Annotated in this window: 16 protein-coding genes and 1 pseudogene; 15 read left to right on the top strand and 2 right to left on the bottom strand. The window is 67.9% G+C overall.

Annotated features, from left to right (window positions below):
- Positions 1 to 34: 34 nt before the first annotated feature.
- A pseudogene (locus AC3WON_RS11705) lies at positions 35 to 307 on the bottom strand (ABC transporter ATP-binding protein); the annotation flags it as partial.
- Between the two features lie 89 nt (positions 308 to 396).
- On the opposite strand from AC3WON_RS11705, the gene AC3WON_RS11700 reads away from it, so the two are divergent.
- From AC3WON_RS11700 to fghA, 9 genes are all read left to right on the top strand, one after another.
- Positions 397 to 1,314 (top strand): aldo/keto reductase, encoded by a 918-nt coding sequence (locus AC3WON_RS11700; RefSeq protein ID WP_492351891.1) that lies wholly within the window; start codon positions 397 to 399, stop codon positions 1,312 to 1,314.
- Between the two features lie 12 nt (positions 1,315 to 1,326).
- Positions 1,327 to 2,694, top strand: coding sequence for an NTP/NDP exchange transporter (locus tag AC3WON_RS11695; protein WP_492318465.1), 1,368 nt, complete (start codon positions 1,327 to 1,329; stop codon positions 2,692 to 2,694).
- A 150-nt stretch (positions 2,695 to 2,844) separates the two neighbouring features.
- The gene (locus AC3WON_RS11690) at positions 2,845 to 4,308 is read left to right on the top strand and encodes an MFS transporter (protein ID WP_492351890.1); all 1,464 of its coding nucleotides are present in this window, start codon (positions 2,845 to 2,847) and stop codon (positions 4,306 to 4,308) included.
- Positions 4,305 to 5,828: an FGGY family carbohydrate kinase gene (locus tag AC3WON_RS11685; protein ID WP_492351889.1), complete on the top strand. Its 1,524-nt coding sequence runs from the start codon at positions 4,305 to 4,307 to the stop codon at positions 5,826 to 5,828. The genes AC3WON_RS11690 and AC3WON_RS11685 overlap by 4 nt, the downstream gene beginning before the upstream one ends.
- Positions 5,829 to 5,846: 18 nt before the next feature.
- Positions 5,847 to 7,526 carry a glycerol-3-phosphate dehydrogenase/oxidase gene (locus tag AC3WON_RS11680; protein WP_492318468.1) on the top strand — a complete coding sequence of 560 codons (1,680 nt, stop codon included), beginning with the start codon at positions 5,847 to 5,849 and terminating at the stop codon, positions 7,524 to 7,526.
- Positions 7,523 to 9,073: an FAD-binding oxidoreductase gene (locus AC3WON_RS11675; protein WP_492351888.1), complete on the top strand. Its 1,551-nt coding sequence runs from the start codon at positions 7,523 to 7,525 to the stop codon at positions 9,071 to 9,073. Before AC3WON_RS11680 ends, AC3WON_RS11675 begins: the two co-directional genes overlap by 4 nt.
- A 5-nt stretch (positions 9,074 to 9,078) precedes the next feature.
- Positions 9,079 to 9,663: a glycerol-3-phosphate responsive antiterminator gene (locus AC3WON_RS11670; RefSeq protein ID WP_492351887.1), complete on the top strand. Its 585-nt coding sequence runs from the start codon at positions 9,079 to 9,081 to the stop codon at positions 9,661 to 9,663.
- A gap of 179 nt (positions 9,664 to 9,842) precedes the next feature.
- Positions 9,843 to 10,949 (top strand): S-(hydroxymethyl)glutathione dehydrogenase/class III alcohol dehydrogenase, encoded by a 1,107-nt coding sequence (locus AC3WON_RS11665; protein WP_116358555.1) that lies wholly within the window; start codon positions 9,843 to 9,845, stop codon positions 10,947 to 10,949.
- A gap of 13 nt (positions 10,950 to 10,962) precedes the next feature.
- Positions 10,963 to 11,805, top strand: a complete 843-nt coding sequence (gene fghA, locus AC3WON_RS11660; RefSeq protein WP_492318471.1) for an S-formylglutathione hydrolase — start codon at positions 10,963 to 10,965, stop codon at positions 11,803 to 11,805.
- Between the two features lie 10 nt (positions 11,806 to 11,815).
- Here fghA and AC3WON_RS11655 read toward each other — a convergent pair whose 3' ends face one another.
- Positions 11,816 to 12,829: an AraC family transcriptional regulator gene (locus tag AC3WON_RS11655; protein ID WP_492351908.1), complete on the bottom strand. Its 1,014-nt coding sequence runs from the start codon at positions 12,827 to 12,829 to the stop codon at positions 11,816 to 11,818.
- A 150-nt stretch (positions 12,830 to 12,979) separates the two neighbouring features.
- On the opposite strand from AC3WON_RS11655, the gene AC3WON_RS11650 reads away from it, so the two are divergent.
- Genes AC3WON_RS11650 through AC3WON_RS11625 form a run of 6 tightly spaced genes read left to right on the top strand, consistent with a single transcriptional unit; the run spans position 12,980 to position 19,215 of the window.
- Entirely contained in the window at positions 12,980 to 14,113 is a 1,134-nt protein-coding gene (locus tag AC3WON_RS11650; RefSeq protein WP_492318472.1) for an acyl-CoA dehydrogenase family protein, read from the top strand.
- A gap of 45 nt (positions 14,114 to 14,158) precedes the next feature.
- The gene (locus AC3WON_RS11645; protein WP_492351886.1) at positions 14,159 to 15,682 is read left to right on the top strand and encodes a CoA-acylating methylmalonate-semialdehyde dehydrogenase; all 1,524 of its coding nucleotides are present in this window, start codon (positions 14,159 to 14,161) and stop codon (positions 15,680 to 15,682) included.
- Positions 15,683 to 15,719: 37 nt separating this feature from the next.
- Positions 15,720 to 16,625, top strand: coding sequence for a 3-hydroxyisobutyrate dehydrogenase (mmsB, locus tag AC3WON_RS11640; protein WP_492351885.1), 906 nt, complete (start codon positions 15,720 to 15,722; stop codon positions 16,623 to 16,625).
- Positions 16,622 to 17,392, top strand: a complete 771-nt coding sequence (locus tag AC3WON_RS11635) for an enoyl-CoA hydratase (protein WP_492351884.1) — start codon at positions 16,622 to 16,624, stop codon at positions 17,390 to 17,392. Before mmsB ends, AC3WON_RS11635 begins: the two co-directional genes overlap by 4 nt.
- Before the next feature lie 9 nt (positions 17,393 to 17,401).
- Positions 17,402 to 18,535, top strand: a complete 1,134-nt coding sequence (locus AC3WON_RS11630) for an enoyl-CoA hydratase/isomerase family protein (RefSeq protein WP_492351883.1) — start codon at positions 17,402 to 17,404, stop codon at positions 18,533 to 18,535.
- 14 nt (positions 18,536 to 18,549) lie between these two features.
- Positions 18,550 to 19,215, top strand: coding sequence for a Crp/Fnr family transcriptional regulator (locus tag AC3WON_RS11625; protein ID WP_492351882.1), 666 nt, complete (start codon positions 18,550 to 18,552; stop codon positions 19,213 to 19,215).
- Positions 19,216 to 19,224: the final 9 nt, after the last annotated feature.

Here is a 19,224-nt window from a genome sequence, read left to right as displayed (position 1 = left end):
CCTGCACCAGGTTCGCGACGTTTTTTTGGCCACGTCATACCCCGACCACACTCATCAGCGCATCCAGCCGCGCCTTGTCTGCCAGCAACACAGCGCTGTCCGACGCATGCACCACCCTTCCCCGGTCCAGCACCATCGCCCGCTGCGTCATCGCCAGTGCCAGCCGCGCATTCCGTTCCACCACGATCGCCGCCATGTCCGACTGGCCGATCAGTTGCCGGATCACCCGCCGCAGTTCCTGCATGATGATCGGCGCCGAGCCTTCCATCGGTTCGTCCAGCATCAACAGCGCCGGGTTGAGCATCAGTTTGTCGCGCAACTGATCAACGCAACGGTTTACAAGGGTCCGCCCGCAGCCTAAGGTCAACCAGTAAGTCACTTGCCGGGAACCATCCCATGTCGATCGACCGCCGCTCCTTCCTCAGCCTTGCAGCAGGCCTGGCCGCTACCGGCCTCGGCCCTGTGCTGCCGGCTCATGCCGCCACCGTCGCCGCCCCCTTGCGCCGCAATATCCCGGGCACCACCGAAGCCCTGCCCGTGATCGGCATGGGCACCGCCGACACCTTCAACGTCGGCACCGGCGCCGACGAACGCAAGCCGCTGGCGGAGGTGATGGGCCTGCTGCTGCAGAGCGAAGGCTCGGTCGTCGATACCGCGCCCAGCTACGGCAGCGCCGAGGCCGTGACCGGCGACCTGCTGCGCGCGGCCAACGCCCGCAGCCGGGTGTTCCTGGCCACCAAGATCTCGGCCAAATCCGGCGCGCCCGCGCAGGCGCAATGGGCGCGCTCGCTGGCCGACCTGCATGTAGACAAGGTCGACCTGCTGCAGATACACAACCTGATCGACTGGCAGGCCAACCTGCGCTGGCTGCGCGAGCTGAAGGAACAGGGCCGCATCCGCTACCTGGGCATCACCCACTACCGCGACGATGCGCACGAGGCGCTGGAGAAGATCGTGCGCAGCGAGCGCGTGGACTTTGTCCAGATCAACTATTCAGTGGCCGAGCGCAATGCCGAGCGCACGCTGCTGCCGCTGTGTGAAGCACGCGGCGTGGCGGTGCTGATCAACCGGCCATTCCAGGACGGACGCCTCTTTCGCGCCGTCAAGGACCGCCCGCTGCCGCCGTGGGCCGGCGATATCGACTGCGGCTCGTGGGCCCAGCTGTTCCTGAAGTTCATCGTCAGCCATCCCGCCGTGACCGCGGCGATCCCGGCCACCTCCAAGCCGCCCAACATGGCCGACAACCTCGGCGCCGGACTGGGCCGCATGCCCGATCCCGGCCAGCGCGAGCGCATCGCCGCGCTGCTGCGCTGAGCCGTACCGATCGTGGACGATCCCGCGCGCGACCCGCCTGCCGGCGGCCTGGCCCGGCTGCGGCGCGGTTTCGGCATCCGCCCCGGCGAGGGCGGCGCCGTGGTGGCCGGCTTCCTGTTTTTCTTCTGCCTGTTCGCCAGCTATTTCATGCTGCGGCCGGTGCGCGAGACCATGGGCATTGCCGGCGGCGTGAAGAACCTGCAGTGGCTGTTCACCGCCACCTTTGTCGTGATGCTGGCCGCGATCCCGCTGTACGGCGCGGTCTGCGCGTGGCTGCCGCGGCGCCGCTTCGTGCCCTGGGTGTACGCCTTCTTTATCGCCAACCTGCTTGGCTTTGCGCTGGCCACTCGCGCCCTGCCTGACAACGTCTGGCTGGCGCGCGTGTTCTACGTGTGGCTGTCGGTGTTCAACCTGTTCGTGGTGTCCGTGGCATGGAGCCTGATGGCGGATGTGTTCCGCCCCGAGCAGGCGCGCCGTCTGTTCGCACTGCTGGCCGCCGGCGCCAGCGCGGGTGGGCTGGCCGGCCCCGTGCTGGGCGGCTGGCTGGTGCCGCGGATCGGCCTGACCGGACTGATGCTGCTGTCGGCCGCGCTGCTGGCCGCAACGCTGCCCGGCGTGGGCTGGCTGTTCGGCTGGCGCCGCCGCGCCGGCGCGGGCGTGGTGCAGCCGGGCGAAGCCCCGGCCGGCGCGGCGCAGGATCCGGCCAACCCCATCGGCGGCGGGCTGCTGGCCGGGCTGTCGCTGCTGCTGCGCTCGCGCTACCTGCTTGGCATCGGCCTGTTCGTGATCCTGCTGGCCACGGCCAGCACCTTCCTGTATTTCGAGCAGGCGCGGCTGGTGGCCGAGGCCTTCCCGGAGCGCACCCGCCAGACCCAGGTCTTCAGCGCGCTGGATGCTGCCGTGCAGGCGCTGACCATCCTGGTCCAGCTCTTCTTCACCGGCCGCATGGCGCGCCGCTATGGCGTCACCGTGCTGCTGACCGCGGTGCCGCTGGCGGTGACCTGCGGCTTTCTCGTACTGGCGATGCTGCCGACCTTCGGCGTGCTGGCCGGCGTGATGATCCTGCGGCGCGTGGGCGAATACGCACTGCTGCGCCCCGGGCGCGAGATGCTGTTCACCGTGGTCGATCCCGAGACCAAGTACAAGGCCAAGAACGTGATCGACACCGCCGTCTACCGTGCGGGCGATGCGGTCAGTGCGTGGGTCAAGACGGCGATCGATGCGCTGTCGGGCCATCCCGCCACGGTGGCGCTGGCTGGCGCCGTGCTGGCGCTGGTGTGGGCGGGGCTGGGCTGGTGGCTGGGGCGGCGGCATGAGGGTCAACTGGCCCCGCCGGATGCCAGTCCGCGCCGTGCCGTGGGGAATACCGCTGCACGCTAATGCCCAGGACAAGGGTTTTCCCGGTTGACGCTGTGCCTGCGAAGCCATACATTGGCCACGCAGATCTAGATAAGAGACCATCTGTAAGATGGTCTCTTCGCGCCTTGCAGTTGCTGCGGCCTCTTACAGAACAAATAAGAGGAGACCGCCGTGCAACACTCTGCCATCAAGATTCGTGGCATCGATGATGTCATTGCCTACATTGATTCCTGCCCAGGCATTCGCGGCAGGGCCGGTGTCATCTGGTGGCTCGCACTCGGCGGGCTATTCCTTGATGCATTTTCCAATTCTGCACTGAGCGCCGGCCTCGGGCCGATGACGCGCAACCTTCAACTCGCGCCGGCAAAAGTCGCCCTGTTGACCTCGTTTGCTTCATGGGTGGCCATTGCCTTCAACCCTATCGGCGGCTGGATGGCCGACCGCTGGGGCCGCGTCCGCCCGCTGATCCTCGCCAAGGTCCTGGCTGTGGCCGGCGCATTGCTGGTGGTGTTTGCCCCCGGCTTCGAGGTGATCCTGGCCGGTCGCTTCTTTGTCGGCGCGGCCTACGGCATCGACTTTGCCATCGCCATGGCGGTGCTGGCGGAGTTCACGCCGGTGAAACTCAAGAGTCGGCTGAACACGTGGCAAGGCATGTGGTACACGGCCGTCTGCTCTAACCTGTTGCTGGCACTGCTGTTCTACTCCTGGGACGTTGGCGACACGATCTGGCGCTACTCGGTGGCAGCCACCGCGGTCTTCGGCGTGATCATCCTGCTGCTGCAGGGCCTGTTCCTGGTGGAAAGCCCGATCTGGCTGGCGCGCAAGGAATTGCTCGATGCCGCCGCACATGCCATGACGCGCATCTACGGACGTGAGTTCGTTGCCGCACCGCCCGCGGAACGCATCCCCGTCCTCAACCAGGCGCGCCGCGGCCTGGCCAACGTGCTGCTGATCTTCCGCGGCGTCTACCTGCCGCGCACCGTGCTGGCGGCAACTGTGCAGATCGGGCAGTCGATCCAGTACTTCGCGATCGGCTGGTACCTGCCGCTGATCAGTGCGGCCCTGTTCGGCAAGGACTTTGTGTACGCGACGATCGGCGCGCTGGTCTTCAACGTCTGCGGCATCTTTGGCGGGTTCCTCTCGCCCTTGATAGGCCGCAAGCTGGGCCTGCGCCGCGCCTCGGCGTTCGGCTTTGCTGCGGTATTCGCCATGCTGCTGATCCTGGGCCTGTTCAACGGCAAGATGCCGATGTGGATGGCAGTGGTCGTTCCGTCGCTGTTCATTCTGTTCCACTCGGGCGGACCCGGCGCAAATGGCAAGAGCCTGTCGTCACTGTCTTTCCGCAGTGAACTGCGCGCGGGCGCCAACGGCATCATCGGCGCACTCGGTGCCATCGGCGCTGCACTGGGCCTGCTGGTGTTCCCGCTGTTCCGCGCACAGTATGGGCTGGAGACCACCTTCCTGATCCTGTCCGTGGTCCCGCTGCTGGCCAGCATCATCTGCTTCGCGATCCGCTGGGACCCGACCCGCACCACCATCAACCCCGACAATGAAGCCGATGCCCCGCAGTTCAAGGGCGATGTGCCGGACGCTCCGGGCTTCATGAATCCCGCGATTGAAAAGGCCCGCCCATGACCCAGCGCAGAAATGTCATCCTTGCAATCGATGAGGGCACCTCAGGCACGCGGGCAGCGGTGGTGGCCGCCGACGGTCATGTCATGTGCCTCGAGTACACCACGCTTGAGGTCCGTTCCCCCTGCCCCGGCGTGGTCGAACAGGACGCCGACGTCCTGCTCGACAAGACCCTGGCGGTTTGCCGCGCCACCCTGGCGCAGGCCGCTCACGAAGACCTGACCGTCACCGCCCTCGCCATCGCGACCCAGCGCGCCACCGCGGTACTGTGGGACACGCAGACCGGACGTGCGCTGGTACCCGCCATGGTGTGGCAGGACACGCGATACGCAGCCGATCTCGACCAGCTTGCGCCGGCATGGGACGCGACTCTGCGCGAAGCAGTCGGCCGCCCCACCGGTGTGCGCTCGCCTTACCTGTGGGCGGCGCGGCACCTGCGTGACACGCCGGCTGTGGCTGACGCCTTCCGTGCGCGCCGGCTCGCCTTCGGCACCATCGACAGCTGGCTGCTCTGGCACCTGTCGACGGCACGCGCGTGCATCACCACGCCGACCAATGCCACCTCATGCAACGCCTACGTGCTGACCGGGCATCGCTACCAGCTTGACTGGATCGACGCGCTTGGCTTTCCGCGCGAGCTGCTGCCTGAGCTGCGCCAGGATGCGGACGACTTCGGCCGCACGCGGCCGGACGTGCTGGGGATTGACGTGCCGATCCTCGCTTGTGCCGGGGACCAGCTCGCCGGCGCAATCGGCCTGGGATGCCTCGATGCCGGCCAGGCGATGTGCCTGCATGGCACCGGCAGCTTCGTCGACCTGGTAGTCGGTCCGAACCTTCCCGCACGCAGCGGCAAGTCGGACAGCACCCTGACCATGACCGCACGCCGGCAGCTGGGCGTGTCGCATTTCTCCGTCGAAACCTTTGTCGCCACCACCGGCTCCGCGCTCAACTGGGTCTGCGACAAGCTCGGCTGGTTCGAGAATGCCAGGCAAATCAGTGCGCTGGCCAGCACTGTTGCATCGTCACGAGGCGTGACCTTTATTCCCGCGCTGACCGGCCTGCGGGTCCCACGCATGCAGCCTGAAGCGCGCGCAGCATTGACCGGTATCTCGATGGCAACGACGCAGGCCGAGATGGCCTTTGCCATCCTCGAAGGCATTGCCCACTCGGTGACTTCCTGCATCGAGGCCAACCGGGAGATCGCGGGCGTGCCAGTGTCGGAACTGGTGGTCGGCGGCGGCTTGTCCGGCAGCGATACGCTGCTGCAGATGCAGGCGGATCTCAGCGGAATTTCCATCCACCGCATGAAGGAGACCGACCGCGCCAGCCTGCGCGGCATCGCTTACCTTGCCGGCTCGTCCGGCCTGCTTTGGGATTCCATGCAGCAGGCCCGGGCCACCACGACCCCGGACGCGGTGTTCGAACCTGCGATCAGCGCCGATGAGCGCGCCCAGCGGCGCGCGCTCTGGAATGCGCGGGTGGCATCCGAGCTCAACCATGCGGACGCGCTTGCGGTCCATTAACCAGGAGCAACAACAGACATGGTGATTTTTCCATCCCGCAGCGCTAACCGCGAGCGCGCCGCCATGACCAGCACCGAGCCATTGCGGCTGATGCGCCGGGACCTGCTCGACCGCCTGGAGGCGGATGCGTTCGACATCCTGGTGGTCGGCGGCGGCGTGACGGGCGCCTACGCCGCGCTGGATGCCAGCTTGCGCGGCTATCGCGTGGCGCTGGTTGAAAAGTGCGACTTCGCCGCGGGGACCTCGTCCAAGTCATCAAAGATGGTGCACGGCGGCCTGCGCTATATCGAGCAGGGCAATCTCGGCCTGGTGCGCCACTCACTGCTGGAGCGCCAGCGCCTGCGCCGCAACGCGCGCCATCTGGTGCAGCGGCTGCCGTTCCTGTTCCCGGTGATGGAGCGCAACGGCGTGTTCGACAAGCGCCTGGCCAAGGCCTTCGAAAGCCTGCTCTGGACCTACGACCTCGCCGGTGGCTGGCGCGAGGGAATCCTGCACCAGAAGCTGACCAAGGCCGAGGTGCTGTCACACTGCCCGACCTTCAATGAGGAACATCTGACCGGCGGCTACCTGTACTTCGATGCGCGCGTCGATGATGCCCGCCTGACACTGAACATCGCACGCACGGCAGCGTTCCATGGCGCGGCCGTGGTCAATCACGCGACCGTCGCCGAGATCACCCGCGACGGCCACGGCAAGGTGGATGGCGCCATTGTCCACGCCGGCGAGCGCGAGATCCGCGTGCGCGCAGGCGTGGTCATCATGGCAACCGGCGTCTGGCTGCGCGACTGGACCGGCCGCAGGAAGGGCGAAGCCAGGACCCTGCACATCCGCCCTGCCAAGGGCGTCCACATTGCCATCCCGTGGCTGAAGATCCGCAATGACTGCACGGTGACGATCCCGGTGCCCGGCCGCAACCGCCGGGCAACCATCACGCGGTGGGGCAATGTGTCCTACCTCGGCACCACCGACGAAGACTATGAGGGCGACCTCGACAATGTCATGTGCACCCGGCAGGAACTGGACTTCCTGCTGGAGGGCGCGCGCTCGGCACTAAAGACCGACCTGACGCCGGATGACGTGGTGGGCAGCATCGCGGGGTGCCGCCCGCTGGTGGCGCCGCCCGGCGGCAAGACCCTGGAAATCAGGCGCAATCACGAGATTCATACCGCCGACGACGGCCTGGTGACCATCGTCGGCGGCAAGCTCACGACCTCGCGGCACATGGCAGAGCAAACCATCGATGCCGCGCAGAAGGTCATCGGCAAGCGCAGCAAGTGCCTGACCAGATCGGCCTATCTGCTCGGGGCGGCTGGCTATGACGCGCAGGCCATCGTCGCATCCGGCGGCATGTCCGCGCACCTGGGCGAGCGCTATGGCACGGAGGCGCGCTTTGTCAGCGACATCCTGCAGGCGGACGCCACCCTGGCCAGGCCGATCGTCGAAGGCCTGCCGTATACCGAAGCCGAAATCGTCTACGCCGTGCGTCATGAACTGGCCGGCACGGTTGACGACGTCTTGTCACGACGCATCCGTGCCCGCCTGATGGCGCGCGATGCCTCCGCCCGTGCCGCAGCGCGGGTGGGCCAGATCCTCCAGGCCGAACTCGGATTGTCCGAAGCGGCCGTGGCGCGGCAGGTCAGCGAATACCTGGCCGCCGTCGCCCTCGAAAAATCCGTCCTCATGGGAGACTCAGCATGATCAGCAAGGAAGCCATCAAGCGCGGCTACAACCGCGGCAACTACGTTGTCGGCGCCCACACGCCGCCGGGCTATGCGGCGAACATCCAGGGCACGCCGGATGCGCCGGGCCTGCAACGCGACACCATTGCCGTCTGCGCGGCCGATGTCGCGGCCCTGCGCAAGGTGGCCGACGAGGTCCTGACCGATACCGCCGACGTCGTGGCGTGGACCCGCGACTGGTGGGCCGGATCGATGATCACGGAGACCGCGGGCAAGCCCGCCACGCCGCGCGGGGTCATCGTGCGCGCTTCCACCGTGGAACAGGTGCAGGCAGTCATGCGCATTGCCAGCGCCAGCGCCATTCCGGTCACCGTATCGGCCGGCCGCAGCAACGTCACGGGCGCTGCCCTGCCCGTGCGCGGCGGCATCGTGCTGGACGTGTGCGGCCTGAACCAGCTGGTCGGATTCGACAAGGACAGCCAGATCGTCGACGTGGAAGCCGGCATGTTCGGCGACATTTTCGAGGAGACCGTGCAGAAGGAATTCGGCATGACGATGGGCCACTGGCCTTCGTCGTACGCGATCAGCACGGTCGGCGGATGGGTAGCCTGCCGCGGCGCCGGCCAGTTGTCCACGCGCTATGGCAAGATCGAAGACATGGTGTTCGGCATGGACGTGGTGCTGGCCGACGGCAGCCTGGTCACCGTGGGCGGCTACTCGCGCGCGGCATTGGGCCCGGATCTGCAGCAACTGTTCATCGGGTCCGAGGGCATGCTGGGCGTGATCGTGCGCGTGCGTCTCAAGCTGCACCGCCTGCCCGACTACGGGCGCGCCATCGCCTATGGCTTCAAGACCTTTGCCATCGGCCTGGACGCCTGCCGCGAGATCATGCAGCGCGGGGCCAACCCGGCCGCGCTGCGGCTCTATGACGAACTGGAAAGCGGCGTGCAGTTCGGACTGCCGGACACTAACGTCCTGCTGGTTGCCGACGAGGGCGCGCGCGAGATGGTCGATGCGGTGATGACGATCAGCGAGCGCGTGTGCCAGGAACTTGGTGACAAGCTGGACAGCGAGTCCATTTTCGAGCGCTGGCTCGACACGCGCTACCTGACCGGCAAGAGCGCCGAGGGCTTCAAGCGCAGTCCCGGCTTTGTCGCCGACACGCTCGAAATGTCGGGACCGTGGCGCGACCTGGCGGCCATCTACGCGGACGTGGTCAAGGCCATCAATGCCGTGCCAGGCACCCTCGCCGGCTCCGCGCACCAGTCGCACGCCTATGTGGACGGCGCCTGCCTGTACTTTTCGCTGCGCGGCGAGGTCGCGGTGGAAGACCGCCAGAAGTGGTATCGCCAGGCATGGGATGCTGCCAATGCGGTGCTGATCCAATACAATGCGGCACTGAGCCACCACCACGGAATCGGACTGCTGCGCGCCCCATACATGGCCTCGTCGCTGGACACGGCATTCCCGCTGCTGGCTGCAGTCAAGCAGGCACTCGACCCGCAGAATATCCTGAACCCAGGCAAGCTGGGTCTCAGTGACGTGCTCGCCAACGAACCGAAGTAACCAGCATGGACAGGTCCCTCGGTGCGCGCCTGACGCGACACCCCGTCATCGGCACACTCTACGGTGTTGACCAGATCGGCTCCATCGTTGAAAGCGTGGCCGAAGTCTGCATTGTCGCCAACGTGGAACTGCGCAAGCTGCAGCCAGTCATCGCCGCGCTGGCCAGCGCCGGCAAGTACCTCATCGTCAATATCGACAGCTGCGAAGGCTTGTCGCAGGACAAGGGCGGGGTGGAGTACCTGGCCGACATCGGGGTGACCAGTCTGGTTTCCACGCGGGTGGCAACGATCCAGCGCGCCAACCGCGCCGGCATGGTGACGATGCAGAAAGTCTTCGTCACCGACCGCTCCACCTGGCCGCGCAGCGTCAAGGCGCTCGAGCAGAGCGACCCGAACCTGGTGCAGCTGATGCCGGCACCGATGCTGTCGCACCTCCCGGAAGCGGACCGCAAGGCGCTGCCGCCGATCGTGACATCAGGCTTTGTCTGCAATCGGGATGATATCCGCAGCGCGCTCGCACATGGCGCCGTGGCCGTCTCCACCAGCGACCGCAAGCTCTGGAATCTGGAAGCGAGAGCGCTGAAGGCGTAAGACTCGCGCCTGGCGCCGCCTGGGCAGTTTCGCTGACCGCTGATCGGCCAAAACTGGCCTGCGGCGGCAGGAAGATCGTATAGTCTTGTCCTCGGACCTGGCTTGCCCCCGCGCCGCGCCGGCCTACGCCGCGCAGCCCGCAAGCCACCCCCACATTCCTGATCCCGGAGGACTCCCCCATGAAAACCAAAGCCGCCATCGCCTGGAAAGCCGGCGCCCCGCTGACCATCGAAGACGTCGACCTCGACGGCCCGCGCGCCGGCGAAGTGCTGGTGGAAGTGAAGGCCACCGGCATCTGCCACACCGACTACTACACGCTGTCCGGTGCCGACCCGGAAGGCATTTTTCCGGCAATCCTGGGCCATGAGGGCGCGGGCATCGTCACCGACGTCGGCCCGGGCGTGACCTCGCTCAAGCCGGGCGACCACGTGATCCCGCTGTACACGCCGGAATGCCGCCAGTGCAAATTCTGCCTGTCGCGCAAGACCAACCTGTGCCAGGCGATCCGCGCCACCCAGGGCAAGGGCCTGATGCCGGACGGCACCTCGCGCTTTTCCATCGACGGCAAGCCGATCTTCCACTACATGGGCACCTCGACCTTTGCCAACCACATCGTGGTGCCGGAGATCGCGCTGGCCAAGATCCGCCCCGACGCGCCGTTCGACAAGGTCTGCTACATCGGCTGCGGCGTCACCACCGGCGTGGGCGCGGTGCTGTTCACCGCCAAGGTGGAAGCCGGCGCCAACGTGGTCGTTTTCGGCCTGGGCGGCATCGGCCTGAACGTGATCCAGGCGGCCAAGATGGTGGGCGCCGACAAGATCATCGGCGTGGACCTGAACCCTGGCCGCGAAGCCATGGCGCGCAAGTTCGGCATGACCCACTTCATCAACCCGAAGGACGTGGATAACGTGGTCGACCACATCATCCAGCTGACCGACGGCGGTGCCGACTATTCGTTCGAATGCATCGGCAACACGCAGGTCATGCGCCAGGCGCTGGAGTGCTGCCACAAGGGCTGGGGCAAGTCGATCATCATCGGCGTGGCCGAGGCCGGCGCGGAGATCTCGACGCGGCCGTTCCAGCTGGTGACGGGGCGCGAGTGGAAGGGCTCGGCCTTTGGCGGCGCCCGCGGGCGCACCGATGTACCGAAGATCGTCGACTGGTACATGGAGGGCAAGCTCAATATCGACGACCTGATCACGCACACGCTGCCGCTGGAGCGCATCAACGAGGGCTTCGACCTGATGAAGCGCGGCGAGTCGATCCGCTCGGTGGTGCTGTACTGAGGACGGCGCCGAGATGGAACTGATCTCGCAACACGGCTGCCACGGCGGCGTGCAGCGCTTCTATCGCCATGATTCGACGGCGATCGGGCTGCCGATGCGTTTCTCGGTCTACCTGCCGCCGCAGGCGCAGGCAGGCGGCAAGGTGCCGGTGCTGTTCTACCTGGCCGGCCTGACCTGCACCGAGGAAACCTTCATGATCAAGGCCGGCGCGCAGCGTTTTGCCGCCGAGCACGGCCTGATGCTGGTGGCGCCCGATACCAGCCCGCGCGGCGCGGGCCTGCCGGGCGAGGCCGATGCCTGGGACTTCGGCGTGGGTGCCGGGTTCTATGTCGATGCCACCGAGGCGCCGTGGCAGGAGTACTGGCGCATGGAAAGCTACGTGGCCGACGAGCTGTTCGGGCTGGTCACCACCGCCTTGCCGGGCGATGCCGGCCGCGTCGGCATCTTCGGGCATTCCATGGGCGGGCACGGCGCGCTGGTGCTGGCACAGCGCCATCCGCAGCGCTTCCGCTCGGTGTCGGCGTTTGCGCCGATCGCCGCGCCGTCACGCTGCCCGTGGGGCCAGAAGGCGTTCACTGGCTATCTCGGCACGGACCGCGCCGCGTGGGCCGAGTACGACGCCAGTGAACTGATGGCACGCCAGAATGGGGCGCCCTTCCCGGCTGGCATCCTGGTCGATCAGGGACTCGACGACCAGTTCCTGCAAAGCCAGCTGCATCCGGAAGCATTCGCGGCGGCCTGCCAGGCCGTCGGCCAGCCGCTGACGCTGCGCCGGCATAGCGGCTACGACCACGGCTACTACTTCATCACCAGCTTTATCGCCGACCACATCCGCCACCACGCGGCGCAGCTCTAGACGCGCCGCATCAGCCTTCCGCCACCCGGCGGTAAGCGCCCGGGCGCGATCCGGTCCAGCGCCGGAACGCCCGGTGGAACGCGCCCGGCTCGGCAAAGCCGAGCTCGGCCGCGATATCCGCCACCGGGCGGCCGGAATGGCTGAGCGCCTCGATGGCAAGATCGCGCCGCAGCGCATCCTTCAGGTCCTGGTAGCTGACGCCCTCCTCCATCAGCCGGCGCCGCAGCGATGATGCGGACAGGTTCAGGCTGATTGCCAGGTCTTCAAAGGTGGGCCATTGATCCGGACGCTGGTTGCGCAGCAGCCTGCGCACGCGCGCGCCCACGCTGGCGCGGTCGGAGTACTTCACCACCACGTTGTGCGGCGCATCGCGCAGGAAGGCCTTCAGGCTGCGCTCGTCCTGGCGCACCGGCTGCTCCAGCAGTGCCGCGTCGAAGACCAGCGCCGTGGCCGGCTGCCCGAACGCCAGCTGGCGCGAATACATGACGCGGTATTCCGCGCTGTACTGCGGCTCGTCGTAGTCAAAGGCCGCCAGCCGCACCGGCACGCGCCGCCGCAACAGCCAGCTCATCAGGCCATGCAGCATGATCAGCATGGTTTCCTTGGCAAACACGCCGGGCTGCCGCCCCAGGTGCGCGCAGGGCGCGGTCAGCACCAGCGCGGCCTCGTCGCCGTGGCGCTCCAGCCGCACGCCGATATCGTCCAGCAGCAGCCGGAAGTACCGCGTGATGCGCTCCAGCCCCTGCGCAAGCGTGCGGCTGCCGGCCACCGCGTGGCACAGCATGGCAAAGCTGCCGCACTTCATGCTGCGCGAATCCTGCCCGAAGAACTCATCGTCCAGCGCCGCCGCCACGGCCATCCACAGCTCGCTGTAGCTGGCGGACGAGACGCGTGACTGCGGCACCGCCAGCAGCGCCGGCGCAATGCCGGCGCCGCGCAGTACCGGATCGGGGTCGACGCCGCGTGCGCGCAGCCCCGCGATGGCGTGGTGGACGAAACAGATGGCGACACTGCCTTTTTCCATGGCGCTGAGGGTGGCAATCGAGTTCACGAAGATTGGCGGATTTTGGCATAGGAGCCGGCCTCCGGCGTTCCTACACTGCCCGCAGGTCAAACGCCGACGCGCATTCTGCCTGACTTGCAGCGCGGCTCCAAACGCCCACCCCTAACTGCCATGCACAGCGACTACACCGAAGAGCAAACCATGATCCGCGACAGCGCGCGCGCCTTTGCCACCGAACGGCTGGCCGCCGGCGCCGCGCAATGGGACCGCGACGCCCGCCTGCCCGACGAGGTCGTCGCCGAAATGGGCGCGCTGGGGCTGTTGGGCATGATCGTGCCCGAGGAATGGGGCGGCACCTATACCGACTACGTCGCCTATGCGCTGGCCATCGAAGAGATCGCCGCCGGCTGCGCCGCCTGCGCCACCATGATGAGCGTGCACAACTCGGTCGGCTGCGGGCCGGTCCTGCATTATGGTACCGATGCGCAGAAAGAACGCTACCTGGCGCGGCTGGCCAGCGGCGAGCTGATCGGCGCATTCTGCCTGACCGAGCCGCAGGCGGGCTCCGAAGCGCACAACTTGCGCACGCGCGCCCGCTTCACCGACAACGGCTGGGTGCTCAATGGCAGCAAGCAGTTCGTCACCAACGGCCAGCGCGCCGGCGTGGCGGTGGTGTTTGCCGCCACCGAGCCCGAGCGCGGCAAGAAAGGCATCTCGGCCTTCCTTGTTCCGACCGACACCCCGGGCTTCATCGTGCACGCGCCCGAGAAGAAGCTCGGCATCCGCGCCTCCGACACCTGCGCGATCACGCTGGAAGACTGCACCGTACCGCACGACGCACTGCTCGGCGAACCCGGCGAGGGCCTGCGCATCGCGCTGTCCAACCTGGAAGGCGGGCGCATCGGCATCGCCGCGCAGGCCATCGGCATTGCGCGCTCGGCCTTCGAGGCGGCGTGCCGCTATGCCTCGGAACGCATCCAGTTCGGCCGCGCCCTGCGCGAACACCCGCCCATCGCCAACATGCTGGCCGACATGGCCACCGAGCTGAACGCCGCGCGCCTGCTGGTGCACCGCGCCGCACGCATGCGCAGCGAAGGCGTGCCGTGCCTGTCCGAAGCCTCGCAGGCCAAGCTGTATGCGTCCGAGCTGGCCGAGCGCGTGTGCTCGAAGGCGCTGCAGATCCACGGCGGCTACGGCTATCTCGAAGACTACCCGGTCGAGCGCCACTACCGCGACGCCCGCATCACCCAGATCTACGAAGGCACCAGCGAGATCCAGCGCATGCTGATCGCGCGCAGCCTGTAGTCCCACCATCCCTTGCCAACAGAACCAGACCTTCCGGAGACAACCATGAGTGCCGTGCCCAAGACCGACAATGCCGTGCCGACCGTGCCGCTGCTGATCAACGGCGAATGGGTGGATTCGTCCGCCACCGAATTCCGCAACGTGGTCAATCCCGCCACGCAGGAAGTGCTGGCACGCGTGCCGCTGGCCACCGCCAGCGAGGTCGCCGCTGCCGTGGGCGCCGCGCACCGCGCCTTTGCCACGTGGCGCCACACGCCCATCGGCGCGCGGCTGCGCGTCATGCTGCGCTTCCAGGCACTGATCCGCGAGCACAGCAAGCGTATCGCCGCCATCCTGACCGCCGAGCAGGGCAAGACCCTGGCAGATGCCGAAGGCGACATCTTCCGCGGGCTGGAGGTGGTCGAGCACGCCTGCTCCATCGGCACGCTGCAGCAAGGCGGTTTTGCCGAGAACGTGGCCGCCACCGTCGACACCTACACGCTGCAGCAGCCGATCGGCGTCTGCGCGGGTATCACGCCGTTCAACTTCCCGGCGATGATCCCGCTGTGGATGTTCCCGATGGCGATCGTGTGCGGCAATACCTTCGTGCTCAAGCCTTCGGAGCAGGACCCGCTGTCTACCGTGGAGCTGGTCAAGCTGGCGCTGGAAGCCGGCGTGCCGCCGGGCGTGCTGAACGTGGTGCACGGCGCCAAGGACGTGGTCGATGCGCTGTGCACGCACCCGGACATCAAGGCGGTGTCGTTCGTCGGTTCGACCGCTGTCGGCACCCACGTCTACAACCTGGCCGGCGCGCACGGCAAGCGCGTGCAGTCCATGATGGGCGCCAAGAACCATGCGGTGGTACTGCCCGATGCGCACAAGGAGCAGACGCTGAACGCGCTGGCCGGTGCAGGCTTCGGCGCGGCCGGCCAGCGTTGCATGGCCACCTCGGTGGTGGTGCTGGTGGGGGCGGCACGCGACTGGGTGCCCGACCTGGTCGAACGCGCCAGGACCCTGAAAGTCGGCGCCGGTGCCGAGGCTGGCACCGATGTCGGCCCCGTGGTATCGGTGGCGGCAAAGGAACGGATCCTCGGCCTCATCGCCGCCGGCGAACGCGCAGGCGCGACGCTGGTGCTGGATGGCCGCGGCGTGGAGGTGCCGGGCTATCCGCAGGGCAACTTCATCGGCCCGACCATCTTTACCGATGTCCGCACCGACATGTCGATCTACACCGAAGAGATCTTCGGGCCGGTGCTGGTGGTGATCGGTGTCGATACGCTGGACGAGGCCATCGCCCTGGTCAACCGCAACCCGTTCGGCAACGGCACCGGCGTGTTCACGCAAAGCGGCGCCGCGGCGCGCAAGTTCCAGAGCGAGATCGACGTGGGCCAGGTCGGCATCAACATCCCCATCCCGGTGCCGGTGCCCTACTTCAGCTTCACTGGCTCGCGCGGCTCCAAGCTGGGCGACCTGGGGCCTTACGGCAAGCAGGTGGTGCAGTTCTATACCCAGACCAAGACGGTGACGGCGCGGTGGTTTGACGACGCCACGGTCAACGATGGGGTGAATACCACCATCAGCCTGAAGTAAGCACGCCGCATTCAAGCACGAACCGGAAGGAGACCCCATGCATATCGCCTTCATCGGCCTGGGCAACATGGGCGCGCCCATGGCGCGCAACCTGCTCAAGGCCGGTCATACGCTGACCGTATTTGACCTCAACGCCGCTGCGGTGGCATCGCTGTGCGCCGAAGGCGCCGCCACCGCGGACTCCGCCCGCAAGGCCGTGGCCGAAGCGGACTTTGTCATCACCATGCTGCCCGCCGCAGCCCATGTGCGCAGCGCTTACCTGGGCCCGGAAGGCGTGCTGGCCGGCGTACGCGCGGGCGTGCCGCTGGTGGATTCCAGCACCATCGACCCCGCCACCGTGCGCGAACTGGCCGCCGCCGCCGAGGCAAACGGCAATGCGCTGGCCGATGCGCCGGTCTCCGGCGGCACCGTTGGCGCGCAGGCCGGCACGCTGACCTTCATGGTCGGCGCCACCGAAGCGCTGTTCGCCCAGGTGCGCCCGGTGCTGGCCGGCATGGGCCGCAACCTGGTCCACTGCGGCGGCACCGGCACCGGCCAGGTCGCCAAGATCTGCAACAACCTGATCCTCGGCATCTCCATGATCGGCGTATCCGAGGCCATGGCGCTGGGCGTCAAGCTCGGCATCGACGCCAACGTGCTGGCCGGCATCGTCAATACCTCCACCGGCCGCTGCTGGGCCTCGGATACCTGCAACCCCTGGCCCGGCGTGATCGAGACCGCGCCGGCCGCGCGCGGCTACAGCGGCGGCTTTGGCGCCGACCTGATGCTCAAGGACCTGGGCCTGGCCAACGACGCCGCGCGCAGCGTGAAGCAGCCGCTGTTCCTCGGCGCGCTGGCGCAGCAGGTCTACCAGGCCGTGAGCCATGCCGGCGACGGCCAGCTCGACTTCTCCGGCGTGATCCGCCAGTACCTGTCCGCCGCCGACAAGGAGGGCAAGCAATGATCGAGTTCGCCCTGCACGGCCACGTCGCCACGCTGACGCTGAGCCGCCCGCCCGCCAACGCCTTCACTGCGGAAGGCCTGAAGCAGCTGCGCGAGCTGGTGGCAAGGATCGACGCCAACCCCGAAGTGCGCGCCGTGGTGGTCACCGGTGCCGGCGAGAAGTTCTTCAGCGCCGGCGCCGACCTGAACGGCTTTGCCGAGGGCGACCGTGCCCATGCCCGCGTGATGGCGCAGCAGTTCGGCAGCGCCTTCGAGGCCCTGCAGAACGCGCGGCCCGTGGTGATCGCCGCGATCAACGGCTATGCCATGGGCGGCGGCCTGGAATGCGCCCTGGCCTGCGATATCCGCATCGCCGAGGAACAGGCGCAGATGGCCCTGCCCGAAGCCGCCGTCGGCCTGCTGCCGTGCGGTTGCGGCACGCAGACGCTGCCGTGGCTGGTCGGCGAAGGCTGGGCCAAGCGCATGATCCTGACCAACGAGCGCGTCGATGCCGCCACGGCGTTGCGCATTGGTCTGGTGGAGGAAGTCGTGCCGCGCGGCCAGGCGCTGGCCACGGCGCTGGCGATGGCGCAGCGCGCCGGCAACGTCAGCCCGCGCGCCGCCGCCCACAGCAAGCGGCTGGTGCACCTGGCGCGCCAGGGCGTACCGCGCCAGGCCGCGCTGGCGCTGGAGCGCGAGCGCTTTGTCGACCTGTTCGACGATGCCGACCAGCGCGAAGGCGTCAACGCCTTCCTCGAGAAACGAACGCCGCAATGGCGCAACGCCTAGGAGCCCGCCATGCGCCTGACTGAAGAGACCAAGGCCGCCAACCTGGATGCCGCCGAGCCGGAGGTGCTGTTCCAGGTCGTCAACGGTATCGGCATAGCCACGCTGAACCGGCCGCGCCAGCTCAATGCCCTGTCGTACCCGATGATCGTCGCGCTCGGCGCGCAGATGGAAGCCTGGGCGCACGACGACGCCGTCCGCGCGGTGGTGCTGCGCGGCGCCGGCCCCAAGGCCTTCTGCGCCGGCGGCGATATCCGCGCGCTGACCGACAGCTACCGCGACGGCACCCCGCTGCACCGGCGCTTCTTCATCGACGAATACACGCTCGACTACCGCCTGCACCGCTACCCCAAGCCGCTGGTGGCGCTGATGGACGGCATCGTCATGGGCGGCGGCATGGGCCTGGCGCAAGCCGCGCACCTGCGCCTCGTCACCGAACGCTCGCGCGTGGCCATGCCCGAAACCGGGATCGGCCTGGTGCCGGACGTGGGCGCCAGCCATTTCCTGTCGAAGCTGCCGGTGGAGCTGGCCTTGTACCTGGGGCTGACCGGCGTCACCATCGGCGCGGCTGATGCGCTGCTGTGCGGACTGGCCGATGCGGCAGTGGACAGCGCCATGCTGGCCGGGCTGGAGCCAACGCTTGCCGGCATCACCTGGGGCCATGACACGCTGGCAGACCTGCGCCACGCGCTGGTGCGCGAGCACGTGGCCAGCGCCGCCGACGCCCCGCTGCTGCAAGTGCTGCCGGCACTGCTGCAGCATTTCCCGGCGCACGCGACACTGCCCGAAATCCTGGCCGGCCTGGCTTGCCAGGACGACCCGGCCTACGCTGCATGGGCCAGCCGCACCATCGATGTACTGCGCACCCGTTCGCCGCTATCCGCCTGCGCCACGCGCGAATTGCTGCTGCGCGGGCGCCGCATGGACCTGGCCGACTGCTTCCGCATGGAGCTGGCGGTGGTGGTCAACACCTTCACGCAAGGCGATTTCATCGAGGGCGTGCGCGCGCTGATCGTCGACAAGGACAATGCCCCGCACTGGCGTGTCACCGGCTATGACGCGGTGGATGATGCCGCCGTCCAGGCGCTGTTCCGGCTGTGGTGGGCGCCGGGCGAGCAGCCGCTGCCCCTGGGCCCGCGCGGCTGAGCGGATGCGCTGCCGTGAGCCTCGACACGCTGCTGGCGCGCAGCCCCTGGGCCGCGGCACTGACCCCGGCGCAACGCCAGCGCGTGCGCGCCGAGCTGCGTGAACGCACGGTGCCGCAAGGCGCCTATGTCATCCGCAAGGGCGACCGGGCCGACAGCTGGCTAGGCATCGCCGAGGGCCTGGTCAAGGTGCATTGCGCATCGCCCTCCGGCAAGCGCGCGACGCTGACCGGCGTGCCGGCCGGCGGCTGGCTCGGCGAAGGCTCCCTCCTCAAGCGCGAGGCGCTGCGCTATGACGTGGTGGCGCTGCGCGATTCCCGCATCGCCTGCATGCCGGGGGCCACCTTCCGCTGGCTGCAGGAGACCAGCCTGCCCTTCAACCGCTATCTGCTCGACCAGCTCAATGAACGGCTCGGCCTGTTCATCGCGACCGTCGAGCATGAACGGCTGCACGGCATCGAGGGCCGTGTGGCGCGGGCGCTGGCTACGTTATTCCATCCGGTGCTATGCCCTGGCCTGGGCCCGGCGCTGCATCTGACACAGGAAGAAGTCGGCCTGCTGGCGGGGATCTCGCGCCAGCGCGCCAATGCGGCGCTCAAGGTGCTGGAGAGCGAAGGCTTGCTGGCGGTCGAGCACGGCGCGGTGCATGTGCTCGACCTGGAGGCACTGCGCCGCTACTGAGGCGGCGCC

It is taken from the genome of Cupriavidus sp. FW305-46 (assembly GCF_058787075.1).
This window is presented reverse-complemented; position numbering and strand designations above follow the sequence as displayed.

What these genes read in the sequence shown, in the direction of transcription:
- AC3WON_RS11700 (WP_492351891.1), top strand. Translation starts at nt 397, where the DNA reads ATGTCGATCGACCGCCGCTCCTTCCTCAGCCTTGCAGCAGGCCTGGCC.
- AC3WON_RS11685 (WP_492351889.1), top strand. Translation starts at nt 4,305, where the DNA reads ATGACCCAGCGCAGAAATGTCATCCTTGCAATCGATGAGGGCACCTCA.
- AC3WON_RS11680 (WP_492318468.1), top strand. Translation starts at nt 5,847, where the DNA reads ATGGTGATTTTTCCATCCCGCAGCGCTAACCGCGAGCGCGCCGCCATG.
- AC3WON_RS11675 (WP_492351888.1), top strand. Translation starts at nt 7,523, where the DNA reads ATGATCAGCAAGGAAGCCATCAAGCGCGGCTACAACCGCGGCAACTAC.
- AC3WON_RS11670 (WP_492351887.1), top strand. Translation starts at nt 9,079, where the DNA reads ATGGACAGGTCCCTCGGTGCGCGCCTGACGCGACACCCCGTCATCGGC.
- AC3WON_RS11665 (WP_116358555.1), top strand. Translation starts at nt 9,843, where the DNA reads ATGAAAACCAAAGCCGCCATCGCCTGGAAAGCCGGCGCCCCGCTGACC.
- fghA (WP_492318471.1), top strand. Translation starts at nt 10,963, where the DNA reads ATGGAACTGATCTCGCAACACGGCTGCCACGGCGGCGTGCAGCGCTTC.
- AC3WON_RS11655 (WP_492351908.1), bottom strand. Translation starts at nt 12,829, where the DNA reads ATGGAAAAAGGCAGTGTCGCCATCTGTTTCGTCCACCACGCCATCGCG.
- AC3WON_RS11650 (WP_492318472.1), top strand. Translation starts at nt 12,980, where the DNA reads ATGCACAGCGACTACACCGAAGAGCAAACCATGATCCGCGACAGCGCG.
- AC3WON_RS11645 (WP_492351886.1), top strand. Translation starts at nt 14,159, where the DNA reads ATGAGTGCCGTGCCCAAGACCGACAATGCCGTGCCGACCGTGCCGCTG.
- mmsB (WP_492351885.1), top strand. Translation starts at nt 15,720, where the DNA reads ATGCATATCGCCTTCATCGGCCTGGGCAACATGGGCGCGCCCATGGCG.
- AC3WON_RS11635 (WP_492351884.1), top strand. Translation starts at nt 16,622, where the DNA reads ATGATCGAGTTCGCCCTGCACGGCCACGTCGCCACGCTGACGCTGAGC.
- AC3WON_RS11630 (WP_492351883.1), top strand. Translation starts at nt 17,402, where the DNA reads ATGCGCCTGACTGAAGAGACCAAGGCCGCCAACCTGGATGCCGCCGAG.